The organism is Streptomyces sp. NPDC079141, assembly GCF_040686775.1.
In the GTDB taxonomy this organism is placed as follows: Bacteria; Actinomycetota; Actinomycetes; order Streptomycetales; family Streptomycetaceae; genus Streptomyces.
In genome coordinates this window covers 721,195-736,636 of record NZ_JBFBLP010000002.1, presented here as the reverse complement: position 1 = coordinate 736,636, position 15,442 = coordinate 721,195, and the positions used below count along the sequence as shown (strand labels likewise).

Below are 15,442 nucleotides of genomic sequence, written 5' to 3'. Positions count from 1 at the left end.
CCAGGCTGGTGTCGTGCCCCACAGCCTGCAAGTGGTTTGGCCGGGGGCCGCGACCGCCAGAGATGAGGGAGGACCGACTGATCGACTGACAGGAGGCGGGCGCGTGGTGCTGGTGGTGTCGGAAGAGGTGCGGGCGGCGATCGACGCGCGTCGACCCGTGGTGGCTCTGGAGTCCACGATCATCGCGCACGGGCTGCCTCGCCCGCGCAATCTGCAGGTGGCGCTGGAGTTGGAGGACGTCGTACGCGGGGAGGGCGCCGTCCCGGCGACGATCGCCGTGCTGGACGGTCGGCCTCATGTCGGCCTGGACAAGGAGCAGTTGGAGCGGGTCGCGAACGAGGACGGGATCCGCAAGCTGGGGCACCGGGATCTGCCGCTCGCGGTGGCCGCGGGGGCGAGCGGGGCGACCACGGTGTCGGCGACGGCCCTGCTGGCGGCCCTGGCGGGCGTACGGGTGTTCGCGACGGGCGGGCTCGGCGGGGTGCACCGGGAGTGGACGGTGACCCAGGACGAGTCGGCGGACCTCGGTCTGCTGGCCCGTACCCGGATCACGGTGGTGTGCGCGGGGGTGAAGTCGATCCTGGACGTGCCGGCGACGCTCCAGCGGCTGGAGACGCTGGGTGTCGCCGTGGCCGGGTACGGCACGGACCGCTTCCCCGGCTTCTATCTGTCCGACTCGGGCCATCCGGTGGAGTGGACGCTGGAGTCGCCGGCGCAGGTGGCGGAGGTGATGCGGGCTCAGGACGAGCTGGACGGGCCGGAGTCGGCACTGATCGTCGCCAACCCCGTGCCGGAGGCCGAGCAGTTGGATCCCGAGCTGCACGCGCGTGTGCTCGCCGACGCGCTGCACGCGTGCGAGGAGGAGGGCGTCACCGGCCAGGGGGTCACGCCGTTCCTGCTCGACTACCTGGTGCGGCACACCGACGGTGCCTCGCTCGAAGCCAATCTGGCGGCGGTGCGCGGCAACGTACGGCTGGCCGGCCGGATCGCTGCGGCCTGGGCCCGGGCGTGACGACAGCACCGAACAGTGGGCCGGACGACCACGACAGAAGAGCGACGCCCGACGGCGCGCTGCTGGTCGTCGGTGATGTCGTCACGGATGTCGTCGCGCGGCATCGTGGGCCGCTCGCCCCGGGCACGGACACGGCCGCGGTGATCCGGACGGTACCGGGTGGCGCGGGCGCCAACGTGGCCTGCTGGGCCGCGCACTGGGGCGGCGTGGAGGTGCGTCTGCTCGGGCGGGTCGGCGCGGACGCGGCGGCGTGGCACGAACGGGAGCTGGCCGCGTGCGGGGTACGGGCCCGTCTCGTCGTCGATTCCGAGGCGCCGACGGGGTCGGTGATCTGCCTGGTCGACACGGGTGCCACGGCCGAGCGGACGTTCCTCACCGACAGCGGCGCGTCAGTGCGGCTGGAGCCGGACGACTGGTCGGACGCGCTGCTGGACGGCGTCGCCCGGCTGCATCTGTCGGGCTACCTGCTGTTCTCCGAGCCGAGCCGGGCGTTCCTGTGCGCGGCCGTGAAGTCGGCACGCGCGCGTGGGGTGCCGGTGAGCCTGGATCCGGCCTCGGCCGGGTTCCTCGCGGAGTTGGGCGTCGATCGCGCTCTGGCCCTCGTCGAGGACGTCGACGTGCTGCTGCCCAGCCGTGACGAGGCCTGTCTGCTCACGGGGTTGCCCGATGCGGCGGACGCGGCGGCCGCGCTGAGCCGCCGCGTCCCGCTGGTGGTCGCCAAGCAGGGGGCGGACGGCGCCCTGGTGGCCCGGGACGGTGCCGTGTGCGCCCGTGTGCCGGCAGCGCCGGCGGCCCCGACGGACACCACGGGGGCGGGTGACGCGTTCACGGGCGCGTTCCTCGCGTCCCTGCTCATGGGCGCCGAGCCCGAGCAGGCGGCGAAGGAGGGGTGCCGGGCGGGGGCGCTGGCGGTGGAACGGGTGGGCGGCAGACCGCCGGTGGCGGGCTGACGGCGCGGGCCGGGCCCGCCCCCTCTCCCGTCCTTACGGCCTGCGGCCCCACGCCGAGATCATCGGGGCCGTGGCCAGGTCCATGCCGCCCGAGGCCACGTTGGCGAGGTGGCGGTCGATGTCCTGGTCGGTGGCGTGGCCCGCGGCGACGAGCTGCTCGCGGATCTGACGGATCGTGGCGGATTCCAGCGCGGCGCAGGCGGGCGAGGTCACGGGGAAGTACCCGTCGGCCTCCACCCGGTCGAGACCGGCCTCCCGGAGCAGGCGCGGGAGCCGGCGCCCGTAGGAAAGATCGGCGCCGCGGTCGGCGAGCAGCTTGCGGAAGCCCTGGCGCAGCCGGTTCGCCAACTGCTGCTCGGAGCCGTGCTCGTCGGGGCAGATCAGGGGCTGGAGGGCGGGATCGGCGTCCTCGACCAGGAGCCGTCCGCCGGGTCGCAGGGCGCTGATCATCGACCGCAACGCCCTTTCCCGCTCAGGGACATGGACGAGGACGAGCCGGGCGTGCACCAGGTCGAAGCCCTCCCCCGGCGGCTCCTCGGTCCCCACGTCGTGGACGCGCACCTCGACCGGTGGCCGGGCGGCCGCGGCCAGCTGCGAGGTGTCGATGTCGGTCGCCACCACCCGCCCCGTCGGGCCCACCTTCTTGGCCAGCCAGGACACCACGGAGGTGCCGCCGGCGCCGACCTCCCAGCAGCGCCAGCCGGGCCCGATTCCCAATGATTCGAGGTGCCGGAAGGTCGTGGGGTCGAAGAGAGCGGCGAAGGCGTCGAACCGTTCACCCGCTTCGCTCTGTCGGTTGTCGAGGAGATACCCGTCGGATCGCGTCATGCCGCGATCATCCCAGTTATCCGTCTTGTCCGAAGTGGTCGACGCGCACCCGGACCCGTGCACGAGCCCCGGACGGTACGAGTTCGTCCACAGCCGGGAACAAAGCGGAACAGGCCGTTCCCGCAGGCTTACCCAGCCCTCACGCCGACCTGGCAAACTGGCGCGACGAGCGCGGGAACACGGCGCGAGGAGATCCACGCAAGGAGATCCATATGTCCATGGCAGGGAATTTGCGGAAGGTCACGGGCCTGGGCAAGGTCGGCGGCCTGCGCAAGGTGGCACGGCTGGCCAGACGGCGCCCCCGCGTCGACCTGAGCCACCCCGCGCGCTCCCCGCTGGGCTCCTCCGTGGTGAACTGCGTGATGTACCGCGACGGCGTCCGGGTGCCGTCGGGCGGCGACCTGGCCGACACCATGGAATGGGTGCGCAAGCGCGGCGACGGTTTCGTCTGGCTCGGCCTGCACGAACCGACGAACCAGGAGTTCGCGGGCATCGCCGAGCTCTTCGACCTGCATCCGCTGGCCGTCGAGGACGCGATCGAGGCCCATCAGCGCCCGAAGCTGGAGCGTTACGGCGAGACGCTGTTCGCCGTGTTCAAGACGGTCTGCTACGTCGAGCACGAGGAGCTCACGGCCACGAGCGAGGTCGTGAACACGGGCGAGATCATGGCGTTCGTCGGCCACGACTTCGTGATCACCGTGCGGCACGGGAGGCACGGATCGCTCGGCCCGCTGCGCGAGGAGCTGGAGTCCGATCCCGAGCAGCTCGCCAAGGGGCCGGCGGCGGTGCTGCACGCGCTCGCCGACCATGTGGTCGACGACTATCTGAGCGTCACCGACGCGGTGCAGGCGGACATCGACCAGGTGGAGACGGACGTGTTCGCGGAGAGCGGCGCACGCGTCGACCCCGGGCGCATCTACCAGCTCAAGCGTGAACTCCTCGAACTGAAGCGGGCGGTGGCGCCGCTGGCCCGCCCGCTGACGGAGCTCGCCACTCGGCCGCTCCGGGCGGTCGACCCGGAGATACAGGCCTACTTCCGTGACGTCGCCGACCATCTGCTGCGGGCCACCGAGCAGATAGCGGCGTTCGACGAACTGATCAACTCGATTCTGCAGGCGCATCTGGCGCAGGTGACGGTCGCCCAGAACGAGGACATGCGGAAGATCACGGCCTGGGCCGCTCTGATCGCGGTGCCGACCATGGTCTGCGGCGTCTACGGCATGAACTTCGACCACATGCCGGAGCTGCACTGGCAGTTCGGCTACCCGCTCGTCCTGGGCGTGATAGCCGTCGCGTGTCTGACGCTGTACCGGGGTTTCCGGCGCAACGGCTGGCTGTGATCCGGGGGGCAGGTCAGCGCGAGGGCGTCCTGGCGTAGACGCTCTCGGCCCAGTTGGCGAGCTGGTCGTCCGTCAGGTGCTGGGCCAGGTCCGCCTCGCTGATCATGCCGACCAGGCGCTTGTTCTCGATGACGGGGAGCCGGCGGATCTGGTGGTCCTGCATCTCCCGGAGCACGTCGCTGACGTCGGCGTCCGCCTCGATCCAGCGCGGTGTGCCCTGGGCCATCTCTCCGGCGGTGACCTTGGCGGGGTCGTGCCCCATGGCCACGCAGCCGACGACGATGTCACGGTCGGTCAGGATGCCGCAGAGCCGTTCGTTCTGGTCACTGATGGGCAGGGCGCCGACGCCCAGGTCGCGCATCAGCTGGGCGGCGCGGTCCAGGGTCTCGTGGGCGGGGATCCACTGGGCGCCACGGTGCATGATCTCTCCGGCGGTGGTCATGGAGTACCTCCTGATACCGGCCGGCCGGCGCGGCGCGGGGTGCGCCACTGGTCCCGGCGCCCTTCATTCTCGCCGCGCCCGACGGGGACCGCACCTCAGGCCGCGAAGCCCACGGCCTGCCGCGGGAGGACCTGGCCTGCGCCCCGGTCCGTCAGCCGCTCCAGGCCGGATGGCGTGGGTCGTCGGCGCGGACCAGGACGTCCGCCGTGCCGGCCGGGTCGGTCTCGTCCTCGTAGCGCTCGAAGGCCGGGAGGGTCCACTGGTCGGCCTGCGGGGTTCGGCGGCGCAGGGCGCCCGGGGAAAGGAGGACGTGGACGGTCAGATCGAAGGGGAACCAGTGCCGAAGAAGGAGGGGACCATGCACCAACAGCACTCCCCCGGGTGGGAGTTGGACGTAGGGGCTGCGGGTGGCGCGATCGCTCTCGGGGTCCCACAGGTCGGGCAGGACGCGGCCGTCACCGCCGGGTTCGAGCGGGCCGAAGACCTCGCGCCACAGGGCGCCGGTGTCGACCCAGCCGTTGTAATAGGCCTCCACGTCCTGGCGGCCGTACTCCAGCCGGAGGGAGGCGGGGCGCAGAAAACCCTCCGCGCCGACGACGAGCGAAGGGCGGCCGCGGGTGCGCAGTGCCTCGTGGACACGTTCGGCGAGTTCTCCCGGACGGGCCGCCGGGGCACCGTCGAAGGCGACGCGCGTCCAGGCACCACCGTCGCCCGGTTCCAGGCCGAGCAGCCGCTCGGCCAGTGTCTCGCCGAGCCGGTCCCAGGTGATCGCTTCGAGTCGCACACGGCCCATCATGCGCCACGCGCCTGTTTCGGCGGGCGGCGCGTGCGCCTCGCGCTCCCCGGGGAAAGAACCCCCTATGGCGCCGCCCTCGACCTCCCCGCCCCGCACCGGACTTCTCGTCTTCCAGCCTGTTCGGCGGCGGCACTGTGCGGAGTGCCGGCGGGGGCCGCTGTCGCTGCTCGTGCTGGAGGACGGGGCGCCGCGTTGTCTCGACTGTGCCGACCTGGGGCACCTGGTCTTCCTGCCGCGCGGGGACACCGCGCTGACCCGGCGGTCGCGGGAGGAGAGCGCGTTGTCGGCGGTCGTGGTGCGGTTCAACCGCCGCAAGGGGCGGTACGAGCGGCAGGGCGTCCTCGTCGAGGAGGCGGGGCTGGCCCGGGCCGAGGAGCGCTGTCTCGCGGACGCCGAGGCGAGAAGGCGGCGGCGGGTGCGGGACGCGCGGCGGCGGGCCGCGGAGGACGTGCGGTTCGCGGAGGCGTTCGCGGCGGAGATCGGCCGGCTGTTCCCGGGGTGCCCGCAGGACCGGGCGCGGGAGATCGCCGCGCACGCCTCGGTGCGGGGCAGCGGCCGGGTGGGCCGGAGTGCGGCGGGGCGGGCCCTGTCCGAGGGCGCGGTGGTCTCGGCGGTCGTGGCGTCCGTACGGCATGTGGACACGCCGTACGATCAGTTGCTGATGAGCGGGGTGCCGCGGCATGAGGCGCGGCGGCGGATCGCGGCGGTCGTGGAGACGACGCTCGACAGGTGGAGGGCGGTGGAGGCGGACGCCGGCTGACGGGGCGGCGGCGGCGCGCAGCCCCGGCCCGCCGACCACCATCCACCCAGGCCCCGCACCGAGCCCCCTGGACTCTCACGCATGCCCCCGCGCGATTCAGCCATGGGAACCGGCCGCCCGCGGCATTTCACTTGTGGTGAGGGTTGGTGCCGGGCAAGATCTCGGCGGGACGCGGGAGTTGACGTTGACATGATCGATGGGCCGTACTTCGTACTGACCGTGCTGGGTGTGCTGGGGACTGCCCTGGTGGCCGGGGTGTTCTGCGGTTTCTCGACCTTCGTGATGAAGGGGCTCGCCGCGCTGCCGCCCGCGCAGGGCGTCGCGGCGATGCAGGCGATCAACGTGGCCGCGGTGACGCCGGCCTTCATGCTGGTGTTCGTCGGGTCGGCGGTGCTGTGCGCCGTACTCGCCGTGGTGACGTTCGTGCTGTGGCCGGACGAGGGGACGGTGGAGCTGCTGCTGGGCAGCGCGCTGTATCTGTTCGGCTCGTTCGGCGTGACCATGGCGGCGAACGTGCCCCGCAACGACGCGCTGATGAAGCTGGACCCCGGCACCCCGGAGGCGGCAGCGTACTGGACCACGTACGTGCGCGAGTGGACGGCCTGGAACCACGTCCGCATGGTCGCGTCGGCCGCCGCGGCGGTCTCCTACACCCTGGCGCTCACCTGACGTACGGCCTCGCCCGCCCCCGGAGAGAGCGCTTGCCCAATCCGGCGGCGGCCCCCTGCGCAAGGGGCTGATGAGACGTATCGTGGCCGGAAGAGTGCCGCCCGATGACGCACGGCCCCGTCGCACGCGCACGCAAGGGGGACGGCCATGGCCGATCCCAAGGGATTCATGACCACGCCTCGCGAGGACTGGCCCCGCCGGCCCGTCGAGGAGCGGGCCCGGGACTGGGACGAGGTGTACGTCCCCGGGGCGCTGCTGCCCATCATCAGCAAGCAGGCCGATCGCTGCATGGACTGCGGCGTCCCGTTCTGCCACGACGCCTGCCCGCTCGGCAACCTGATCCCCGAGTGGAACGACCTGGTCTCGCGGGAGGACTGGCGGGCGGCGGCCGACCGGCTGCACGCGACGAACAACTTCCCCGAGTTCACCGGCCGGTTGTGCCCGGCACCGTGCGAGGCGGGCTGTGTGCTCGCGATCAACCAGCCCGCCGTCACGATCAAGAACGTCGAGTGCGCGATCGCCGACCGGGCCTGGACGGAGGGCTTCGCTCCGCCGCGCCCGCCGGACCGGCTGTCCGGACGTACGGTCGCGGTGATCGGGTCGGGCCCCACCGGCCTCGCCGCGGCTCAGCAGCTGACGCGGGCCGGGCACACGGTCGCCGTCTACGAGAAGGACGACCGGATCGGCGGGCTGATGCGGTACGGCATCCCCGCGTTCAAGATGGAGAAGCACCATCTGGAGCGGCGCATCGAGCAGATGCGGGCGGAGGGCACCAGGTTCCGTACGTCGACGGCGGTCGGACGGGACGTCGGGGCGGCGGAACTGCGCGCGCGTTACGACGCCGTGGTGATCGCCACGGGAGCGACCGCATGGCGTGAACTGGACGTGCCGGGGCGCGAGTTGGCCGGGATCCAGCAGGCGATGGAGTATCTGCCGCTGGCCAACCGGGTGTGCGAGGGCGATCTGGAGACCTCACCGATGTCCGCCGCCGGGAAGCACGTCGTCATCGTCGGCGGTGGCGACACCGGCGCGGACTGCCTGGGCACCGCGGTCCGCGAGCGTGCCGCGTCCGTGACCCAGCTGGACATCTACGCCCAGCCCGGCGCCGAGCGCGACGAGGACGCCGAGCCCTGGCCGACGTATCCGAAGATCTACCGGCTGTCGGCGGCGCACGAGGAGGCGCGGGAGCTGCGGACGGCGCCGGCGGCGGACGCGGACGCGCGGCTGTTCGCGGCGTCCACGCTCCGCTTCACCGGGGACGCGAGCGGGCATGTGCGGTCCCTGCACCTGGTGGAGGTGGACACGGGGCGCCGCCCGCTGCCGGGCACCGGACGGTCGATCCCGGCCGACCTGGTGCTGCTTGCCCTGGGCTTCTCCGGGCCCGACCGCGAGGACGGGCTCATCGACGGACTCGGTCTTGAGCTGGAGCCGCGCGGCACCATCGCGCGGGACGCCGGCTTCGCCACGAACGTCCCCGGCGTGTTCGCCGCCGGGGACGCCGCGCGGGGCCAGTCGCTGATCGTGTGGGCGATCGCGGAGGGGCGGGCGGTGGCGGCGGCCGTCGACCGCCACCTGACGGGAAGCTCCCGGCTGCCGGCGCCGATATCGCCGTACGACCGGCCGATGACGGTGTAGGACACCGGAGCCGACTCAGCCCCGGACGCCGGTCCCCGGTTCAGCCCCGCTCGTCCGTCCCCGCGACCTTCGCCGTCGACAGCGCGACCCGGTTCCATGTGTTGATCGTGAGGATGAGGGCCAGTACGTGGGCCAGCTCCTCCTCGTCGAAATGAGCCGCGGCCTCGGCGTAGACGTCGTCCGGGACGCCGCCGTCGGACACCAGGGTGACCGCCTCGGTCAGGGCGAGGGCGGCCTGTTCCTTCTCGGTGAAGAAGTGCCGGGCCTCGCGCCAGACGGCGACCATGTGCAGCCGGTCCTCGCTCTCGCCGGCCTTGCGGGCGTCGTTGGTGTGCATGTGCAGGCAGTACGCGCAGTTGTTGATGAGCGAAGCACGGATCTGGACGAGCTCCACCAGCGTCGGGTCCAGGCCCTCACGGGCCGCGGCGTCGAAGCCGATCAGGGCGCGGAACACCTTCGGCGCGGTCTTGGCGAGGTTGAGGCGGGGCTGCGAGGTCGTCGTCATCGTGTTCGTCGTCATGCCCCTAAACCTATGATGCGGAAAGACCGGCTGTAGGGTGCATTTCCATGCCTGAATCGTGGGTCAATTCCGCGGAGCGGATCGGCGCCGACCTGCATCTGGAGCTCTCCGGCCCGGGCGGGCGCCGGGCCGCGCTGACCCGTGCGCTGCGCGAGGCCGTGCGCGGCGGACGGCTGGCTCCGGGCACCCGGCTGCCGCCGTACCGCTCGCTCGCCGCCGACCTCGGCGTCGCCCGCAACACGGTGGCCGACGCGTACGCGGAACTCGTCGCCGAGGGCTGGCTCACCGCCCGCCAGGGCTCGGGCACGCGGGTCGCCGAGGGGGCACTGCCCACGCCCCTGAAAGCCGCGCGACACGCCGGGGACCCGCCCGTAAAGGCCCCTCCACGCGCGCGTGGACCGCGGCACGATCTGCGGCAGGGCACCCCGGACGCGTCGGCGTTCCCGCGCGCGGACTGGCTCGCCTCCTACCGGCGGGCGGTGCAGCAGGCGCCCAACGAGGTGTTCGGTCCCGGCGACCCCGCCGGCCGGGTCGAGCTGCGGCGGGCGCTGACGGAGTACCTCGCACGCGCGCGTGGCGTCCGCGTCGAACCGGACCGGATCGTCGTCTGCTCCGGCTTCGCCCACGCCCTGCGCCTGCTCTTCTCGGGCGGCGTGCTGCGCGGACCGCTCGCGATGGAGGCGTACGGGCTGCCCTTCCACCGGGAACTGCTCGCCGAAGCGGGCGTGCGGACCGTGCCGCTCCCCCTCGACGAGGACGGCGCCCGGGTCGACCGGCTGGCGCGCGAGCGGGCCGTGCTGCTCACGCCCGCGCACCAGTTCCCGACCGGCGGCCCGCTGCACGCCACCCGCCGGGCCGCCGTGATCGAGTGGGCACGCACGCGTGACGGAGTGATCGTCGAGGACGACTACGACGGCGAGTTCCGCTACGACCGCAAGCCCGTCGGCGCCCTTCAGGCCCTCGACCCCGAGCGGGTGATCCACATCGGCTCGGTCAGCAAAAGCCTGTCCCCGGCGGTCCGGCTGGGCTGGATGGTCCTGCCCGAGCGGTACGTCGACGGCGTGCTCGCCGCCAAGGGCGAGCGGGAGGCCTGGGCAAGCGTCCTCGACCAGCTGTGCCTGGCCGACTTCGTCGCCCGGGGCTCCTACGACCGTCATGTGCGGCGTATGCGGCAGCGCTACCGCGGCCGCCGGGACCGGCTCGTCGCGGCGCTCGCCGCGCAGGCGCCGCACATCGAGGTCACAGGCATCGCGGCCGGGCTGCACGCGGTGCTGCGGCTGCCGCCGGGGACCGAGGAGGCCACCCTCGCGCGGGCCGGGCGGCAGGGCGTGGCCCTGGAGGGCCTGGCCGGGTTCCGGCATCCGGAAGACACGAATACGGCCACACCCGCTCCCGACGGCCTTGTCGTGGGGTACGCGACCCCTTCGGAACATGCCTACGCAGCGGCCCTGAGCGCGCTGTGCGCCGTACTGCCGCAGGCGTAGTTCTTCGCCATTCTTCTCCTCCTGCCCGAAAAGTGGCTTACGGGCTACATGAATCCGAACGGCAGTGGGATCATCGGAACAGGAGGCGTGCCGCTGCCGTGTCCGGGTCATGTCCGACCCGGGCCGACAGCAGTTCGTCCCATCCTTCGTTCCGCCGTCAGGCGCAGGGTCACCCCAGCGCGTCCCCCCTGTTGGCGGCCGGTCCTGGAGGGTGCTCGATGACGACGCTCGATGAACGTCACGGAGAAGGTGCATACAAAGGGGAAGGGCCCCGGGGCGAGACGGCCCTCGGCCTGGCGGAGGCGTACGGCCCCGCCGCGGTCCCACTGGAGCAGCCCCTTGCCGCAGTTCCCGGAACAGCCGGATCCAAGGCCGCGAACCTCGCCCGCGCGGCCGGAGCCGGACTGCCGGTGCTCCCCGGCTTCGTGATCCCCTACAGAGGACAGGGCGACCCTGACGCCCTGCGGCGCGCCTGGCACGAAGTGTCCGACGGCGGCGCCCGTCCGCTGGTCGTACGGTCCTCGTCGCCGCAGGAGGACACGGAGGAGTCGTCGCTGGCCGGCCAGTTCGCCTCCGTCCTCGATGTGCGCGGCTGGGCCGACTTCCACGCGGCCGTACGGACCGTGCTCGACTCCGCGCGCCGGCCCGACGGCTCCACCGCGCCGATGGCGGTGCTGGTGCAGCCGATGCTGAGGGCGACGGTCGGCGGAGTGATGTTCGGCGCCGACCCCGTGGAGGGGCGCGCCGACCGGATGCTGGTGAGCGCGGTGCGCGGCGGGCCGGACAGCCTGGTCAGCGGCGAGCAGGCCGGGACCAACTACTGGCTGAGCGGGCGGGGGCGCGTGCTGCGCACCGAGCCCGAGGAGGCCGGCTCGCTGCTCGGCCGTGCCGAGCTGCGCCGGCTGTCCCGGCTCGCGCGGCAGGCACGGCAGGTCTTCGGCGGGCCGCAGGACATCGAGTTCGGCTTCGACGCGGACGGGCGGCTGTGGCTGTTCCAGAGCCGCCCGATCACGGCGATGGCGGCACGGCCGGTGCGCGGGGCGCGACTGCTGGGCCCCGGGCCGGTCGCGGAGACGCTGCCGGACCAGCTCCAGCCGCTGGAGGAGGACCTGTGGGTGGCGCCGATGGCCCGCGGTCTCGCCGCCGCGCTGGACATCGGCGGCACCGCGCCGCGCCGGCTGCTGCGATCGGTGCCGGTGGTCACGACGGTCGGCGGACGCGCTGCCGGCGACCTGCGCCTGCTGGGCGCCGTACCGCCGAGACACCGCTGGCTGGCGCTGCTCAACCCGGCGCCGGGAGCGCGGCGACTCGCGGCGGCCTGGCGGGTGGGCCGGCTCACGGCGGCGCTGCCCGGGCTGGCGACGGACCTGGCCGCGGACGTGGACCGCCACCTGTCCGAGATCCCGGCACCCGCCGGGCTCTCCTCCGCGGCCCTGATCGACGAGCTGCGCTGGACGCGGACGGTCCTGGTGTCCCTGCACGCCCAGGAGGCGCTCGCGGGCGCCCTGCTGCGCGACCGGTCGACCAACAGCACCGCGGCAGGCGCGGCTCTCGCCGCCCTGGCGGCGGCACGCGCGCGTGGCGTCCCCGACGCACGGGTGATCGCCGACCACCCGGTGGTCCTGACCCTCACCGCGCCGACCCTGCACGGACAGGTGCGCCTGCCGCCGACGGGGACGGGGCCCGGCGAGCAGGACCGGCCGACCGAAGCGGACACCTCCGTACCCCTGTCGGTCCTGCCCGCGCCGGGGGCCGGCAAGCACGACCGCCCGGCCCCGGCAGGCACCACCACCCCACCCACCGCCTCCCTCTCCTCCCTCCCACCCCGAGAAGCGCTCCGCCTCCGTATCCGCTGGGTGCAGGAGTTGCAGGTGCGGCTGGTGCGGGACGTGGCTCGGCGGTTGACGTCGGACGTGCGGCGGGTCGGTCTGCTGCGCTGGCGGGAGCTGGTGAGCGCGCTCGACGGTGACGGGCTGCCCGCCGATGCCGACGTACGGGTGCCGCCCGCCGTCTCTCCCCCGCTGCCGGACGCCTTCCGGCTGGCGGAGGGCGGGGTCGTCGTCGCCGAGCGGACCGGCCGCCGGGGCAACGGCCTGCAGGGCGTCTCCGGCGGGCGCGCGGTCGGTACGGCCTGGGACGGTACGGGGCCGAGGCCGCCGGACGCGGTGCTCGTCGTACGCAGCCTGGATCCCGCGCTCGCCCCGCTGCTGCCCGGTCTGACCGGACTGGTCGCACAGACCGGCAGCCCGCTGTCGCATCTCGCGGTGCTGGCGCGGGAGTTCCGGCTCCCCGCGGTCGTCGGGGCCGAGGACGCCGTCCGGCGGTTCCCGGTGGGCGCCCGCCTCAGCGTGGACGGCACGGTGGGCGACGTAAGACTGGGGGCCGAGCCATGAGGAAGATCGCGTACCTCTTCGCGGGCCTGGCGGCCGCGGGCGCCGGCACCTACCTCGTCGTCTACCTGTACCGGTGGCAGTGGCAGCGGGCGATGATCTGCGGGGTGCTGCTGCTGGTCGTCGAGGTGCTGCTGTTCGGTCTGGTGCTGCTGGGGCGGCTGACGCGCATCGAGGAGCGGCTGCGCGACTCCGACCGGCGGCAGCGGGAGCTGGCCGCGCGCCAGGAGGACGCGCTCGCGCGGCTGCGCTCCGCGCCCGAGCCGGAGCACAGCGGCAGCGGACGGTTCCGCTGGCTGGACGAGCCGGCGGAGCGGACGTACGTCTTCGTGCCGGTGCTCATGGTCGCCGGTGTGGCGTTGTCCGGGCTCGCCTGGGTGGTCCAGCGCATCGCGTCGAAGACGGCCGGCCCCGCGGAGCGGCGGCTGGCCGGGCGGCTGGCCGTTCTCACCGCGCCCGATCCGGCCGCACCCGACGATCTGGACGACCTGCCGCCGCTCGGCGCCCGCCCCTCCCGGGGCCGCACGGTACGGACCGCGGCGGCCGGGGTCGTCGGCGCCTCCGTGCTCGCCGCGCTGGTCGTGGGACTCGCCGATCTCACCCAGACCCGGGCGGAGAAGGCGGACGAGAGTGCGGCGACCTCGCTGGTCCTCCAGGTCGAGCTGCGCGGCGCGGACATGACGGACGCGCGGCGGTCGCTGGCCGCGCAGCAGGTCTGGGAGCGCTGCCGGGACTCCACGTCCGTACCGCTGCGCCACGCGGCCCTCGGCGACCTGGGGGACGGCCTGTACGCCGGGGTCGTGCGGCCCGCCCTCACCGAGCACGACCGGATGCGGCTGCGCGGCTGTCTGGAGGACGCGACCCTCGAACGCGCGCATCTCACGGTGGTCGGCATCGGCGACGCGGACGCCGACGACTGAACATGACAAGTGAGATATACGGCACAAAACGGACGTAATATATAGATGATCATCAACCCGGGGTACTCTGCATAGGCGCCCACCGTCCCCTAGTCCCCCGGGTCGCTCATGGCTGTCCTCACCGCAACCTTGCCCACCCCTGCCCTCCAGAAGCGTCCGCTGTCCAAACGTGCCCTGCGGATCGTTGCCTCCGTCGTCATCGGTTACCTGCTTCTGTGGGCCGTCGGCGCGGGCGGCATCCTGGGACTGTCGTTCTGGGCCAAGGCGGAGACCCCGGCGCCCGCCGGAACCCGCACCGTCCAGGGCGTGCACAACTTCCAGCCCGTGGACACCTCCGGAAAGCTGTGGCGAGGCGCCGCACCCTCCCCGGCCGGTTACCGCGAGCTGGCGAGCATGGGCTTCACCACCGTCGTCGACCTGCGCGCCGAAGACCTCAGCGCCGCCCAGCTCGCCGAGCCCGGCGAGGCCGGTCTCGACGTCGTGCACCTGCCCATCCGCGACGGCCAGACGCCGACGCCGCACCAGGTCCAGCAGCTGCTCGACGTGGTCAAGGACGCGTCCGGCCCGGTGTTCGTGCACTGCGGCGCGGGAGTCGGCCGTACGGGCACGATGGCGGCGGCCTATCTCGTGCAGACCGGTGAGGAGTCGTCCGCGCAGGCGGTCCGGCGCAATCTCTCGGTCGGACCGCCGTCGATCGAGCAGATCTACTACGGCCTGAACCTCAGCCCCAGCAAGGCCGAACAGCCGCCGCTCCCGGTGGTCGTCATCAGCCGTCTGGTGGACGCCCCGCGGCGCATCGCCTCCTACTTCTGACCCCGCGGACCCCGCGGTCCGTCAGGGCTTTCGCCCCACCGCCGCGTACCCGGGCATGACCCCGTCGTCCTGTCCGGGCACGGGGTCGCCCAGCTCGGGATGCCACCGGTGGGGCAACTCGATGCCGGGCTCGACCAGTTCGAGCCCGTCGAAGAAGCGGGCGAACTCCTCGCGGGAGCGCAGGGTCAGGCCGACCCCGGAGGCCCTGAGCTTCTCCACGGCGATCCGCGACTCCTCGGGAGAGAAGTCCGCGGTCCCATGAGTGACCGTCAGAAAGCTGCCGGAGGGCAGGGCCGCGATCAGTCGGCCCACCGCTTCGTGCGCACCGTCCTCGTCGGGGACGAAGTGCAGCAGCGCCACGAGGGAGAGCGCCACGGGCCGGTCGAAGTCCAGGACTCTGCGCGTGCCCTCCAGGATCTTCTCCGGCTCGCGCAGGTCGCACCGGAGGTACTCGGTGGCGCCCGCGTCCGTGCCGCGCAGCAGCGTGACCGCGTGCGCGAGCAGCACCACCGGGTCGTTGTCGCAGTAGACGACGCGCGCCTCGGGCACGATCGCCTGGGCCACCTGGTGCAGGTTGGGGTCGGTCGGGATTCCGGTGCCGATGTCCAGGAACTGGTCCACGCCCTGGTGGGCCAGCCAGCGGGTACTGCGGTGCATGAAGGCGCGGTTGACCCGCGCCATCACCGGAACGCGCGGGTCGAGGTCCACCAACTGCTGCGCCATGGCCCGGTCCGCGGGGTAGTTGTCCTTGCCTCCGAGGTACCAGTCGTACATCCGCGCGGAATGGGGCTTGTTCGTGTCGATCTCGGCTGGGGGCTGTCCGGTCATGTCGGACTCCAATGTGTGCCGTGATTAGTCATCAACTCAGCGCTGTACAAGGGGA

15 protein-coding genes are annotated in these 15,442 nt (G+C 73.1%); 10 read left to right on the top strand and 5 right to left on the bottom strand.

Annotated elements, in window-relative coordinates:
* The first annotated feature begins 103 nt into the window (after nt 1-103).
* Both AB0Q90_RS08445 and AB0Q90_RS08440 read left to right on the top strand, forming a co-directional pair.
* Nucleotides 104-1,012 (top strand): pseudouridine-5'-phosphate glycosidase, encoded by a 909-nt coding sequence (locus AB0Q90_RS08445; protein ID WP_363158245.1) that lies wholly within the window; start codon nt 104-106, stop codon nt 1,010-1,012.
* The gene (locus AB0Q90_RS08440) at nt 1,009-1,962 is read left to right on the top strand and encodes a sugar kinase (protein WP_363158244.1); all 954 of its coding nucleotides are present in this window, start codon (nt 1,009-1,011) and stop codon (nt 1,960-1,962) included. Before AB0Q90_RS08445 ends, AB0Q90_RS08440 begins: the two co-directional genes overlap by 4 nt.
* A gap of 33 nt (nt 1,963-1,995) precedes the next feature.
* Here AB0Q90_RS08440 and AB0Q90_RS08435 read toward each other — a convergent pair whose 3' ends face one another.
* Nucleotides 1,996-2,790 carry a methyltransferase gene (locus tag AB0Q90_RS08435; protein WP_363158243.1) on the bottom strand — a complete coding sequence of 265 codons (795 nt, stop codon included), beginning with the start codon at nt 2,788-2,790 and terminating at the stop codon, nt 1,996-1,998.
* A 212-nt stretch (nt 2,791-3,002) separates the two neighbouring features.
* On the opposite strand from AB0Q90_RS08435, the gene AB0Q90_RS08430 reads away from it, so the two are divergent.
* The gene (locus AB0Q90_RS08430; RefSeq protein WP_363158242.1) at nt 3,003-4,130 is read left to right on the top strand and encodes a magnesium and cobalt transport protein CorA; all 1,128 of its coding nucleotides are present in this window, start codon (nt 3,003-3,005) and stop codon (nt 4,128-4,130) included.
* A gap of 13 nt (nt 4,131-4,143) precedes the next feature.
* Here AB0Q90_RS08430 and AB0Q90_RS08425 read toward each other — a convergent pair whose 3' ends face one another.
* Together AB0Q90_RS08425 and AB0Q90_RS08420 are read right to left on the bottom strand one after the other, a co-directional pair.
* Entirely contained in the window at nt 4,144-4,572 is a 429-nt protein-coding gene (locus AB0Q90_RS08425) for a CBS domain-containing protein (RefSeq protein WP_363158241.1), read from the bottom strand.
* Between the two features lie 151 nt (nt 4,573-4,723).
* Nucleotides 4,724-5,356 carry a uridine kinase gene (locus tag AB0Q90_RS08420; RefSeq protein ID WP_363158240.1) on the bottom strand — a complete coding sequence of 211 codons (633 nt, stop codon included), beginning with the start codon at nt 5,354-5,356 and terminating at the stop codon, nt 4,724-4,726.
* A 76-nt stretch (nt 5,357-5,432) separates the two neighbouring features.
* On the opposite strand from AB0Q90_RS08420, the gene AB0Q90_RS08415 reads away from it, so the two are divergent.
* From AB0Q90_RS08415 to AB0Q90_RS08405, 3 genes are all read left to right on the top strand, one after another.
* Nucleotides 5,433-6,128 carry a DUF2293 domain-containing protein gene (locus AB0Q90_RS08415; protein ID WP_363158239.1) on the top strand — a complete coding sequence of 232 codons (696 nt, stop codon included), beginning with the start codon at nt 5,433-5,435 and terminating at the stop codon, nt 6,126-6,128.
* A gap of 189 nt (nt 6,129-6,317) precedes the next feature.
* Nucleotides 6,318-6,797, top strand: coding sequence for an anthrone oxygenase family protein (locus AB0Q90_RS08410; protein WP_363158238.1), 480 nt, complete (start codon nt 6,318-6,320; stop codon nt 6,795-6,797).
* A 147-nt stretch (nt 6,798-6,944) separates the two neighbouring features.
* Nucleotides 6,945-8,432 carry a glutamate synthase subunit beta gene (locus AB0Q90_RS08405; protein WP_363158237.1) on the top strand — a complete coding sequence of 496 codons (1,488 nt, stop codon included), beginning with the start codon at nt 6,945-6,947 and terminating at the stop codon, nt 8,430-8,432.
* A 40-nt stretch (nt 8,433-8,472) separates the two neighbouring features.
* Here AB0Q90_RS08405 and AB0Q90_RS08400 read toward each other — a convergent pair whose 3' ends face one another.
* Nucleotides 8,473-8,952 (bottom strand): carboxymuconolactone decarboxylase family protein, encoded by a 480-nt coding sequence (locus AB0Q90_RS08400; RefSeq protein WP_363158236.1) that lies wholly within the window; start codon nt 8,950-8,952, stop codon nt 8,473-8,475.
* Nucleotides 8,953-8,999: 47 nt separating this feature from the next.
* Here AB0Q90_RS08400 and AB0Q90_RS08395 point away from each other — a divergent pair, with 47 nt between their 5' ends.
* The 4 genes from AB0Q90_RS08395 (at nt 9,000) to AB0Q90_RS08380 (ending at nt 14,559) form a co-directional block, all read left to right on the top strand.
* Nucleotides 9,000-10,436, top strand: a complete 1,437-nt coding sequence (locus AB0Q90_RS08395; protein ID WP_363158235.1) for a PLP-dependent aminotransferase family protein — start codon at nt 9,000-9,002, stop codon at nt 10,434-10,436.
* 218 nt (nt 10,437-10,654) lie between these two features.
* A complete protein-coding gene (locus AB0Q90_RS08390) occupies nt 10,655-12,829 on the top strand; it encodes a PEP/pyruvate-binding domain-containing protein (RefSeq protein ID WP_363158234.1) in 2,175 nt (724 codons plus the stop codon).
* Entirely contained in the window at nt 12,826-13,746 is a 921-nt protein-coding gene (locus AB0Q90_RS08385) for a hypothetical protein (RefSeq protein ID WP_363158233.1), read from the top strand. Before AB0Q90_RS08390 ends, AB0Q90_RS08385 begins: the two co-directional genes overlap by 4 nt.
* Nucleotides 13,747-13,875: 129 nt before the next feature.
* Nucleotides 13,876-14,559, top strand: coding sequence for a dual specificity protein phosphatase family protein (locus AB0Q90_RS08380; protein WP_363158232.1), 684 nt, complete (start codon nt 13,876-13,878; stop codon nt 14,557-14,559).
* 21 nt (nt 14,560-14,580) lie between these two features.
* Here the strand turns inward: AB0Q90_RS08380 and AB0Q90_RS08375 are convergent, their stop codons facing one another.
* Entirely contained in the window at nt 14,581-15,387 is an 807-nt protein-coding gene (locus AB0Q90_RS08375; protein WP_363158231.1) for an SAM-dependent methyltransferase, read from the bottom strand.
* Nucleotides 15,388-15,442 lie beyond the last annotated feature (55 nt).